A 606-nucleotide genomic window follows, 5' to 3' on the forward strand; every position below is an offset into this window, starting at 1 on the left:
CAGCAGGCGGCGGTGATCGTGCGCGAGGACCGTCCGGGTGACAAGCGCCTGGTCGGCTACATCATCGGCACCGCGGACCCGGCGCAGGTCCGCGCCCGGCTCGCCGAGGGGCTGCCGGCCTACATGGTGCCGGCGGCGGTGGTGGTTGTAGAGGCGCTGCCGTTGACGGTCAACGGCAAACTCGACAAACGCGCCCTGCCCGCTCCCGACTACGCCGATGCCGGTCACTACCGCGCCCCGGCGGGCCCGGTGCAGGAGATCCTGGCCGACATCTACGCGCGGGTCCTGGGGGTTGAGCGGGTCGGTGTGGACGACTCGTTCTTCGACCTTGGCGGGGACAGCATCTCGGCGATGCGCCTGATCGCCGCGATCAACACCGGTCTCGATACTGGTCTTTCGGTGCGCACCTTGTTCGACGCACCCACGATCGCGCGGTTGGCGCCGCACATCGGTGAGGATGCGGGGCGGCGTGAGCCGCTGGTCGCGGGTACGCGGCCCGAGGTGGTTCCGTTGTCGTTCGCGCAATCGCGGTTGTGGTTCCTTGATCAGTTGCATGGGCCGTCACCGGTGTACAACATGGTGGTGGCGTTGCGGCTGCGCGGGCAC

At 69.1% G+C, this 606-nt stretch carries 1 protein-coding gene; it reads left to right on the forward strand.

Annotation, left to right across the window (positions count from 1 at the left end; genetic code table 11):
- The coding region (locus OQ968_RS24780) for a phosphopantetheine-binding protein (protein ID WP_324682292.1) at positions 1-606 on the forward strand (606 nt) is incomplete at both ends.

The sequence above is a fragment of the Mycobacterium sp. 663a-19 genome, assembly GCF_035616495.1.
Taxonomy (GTDB): Bacteria; Actinomycetota; Actinomycetes; order Mycobacteriales; family Mycobacteriaceae; genus Mycobacterium.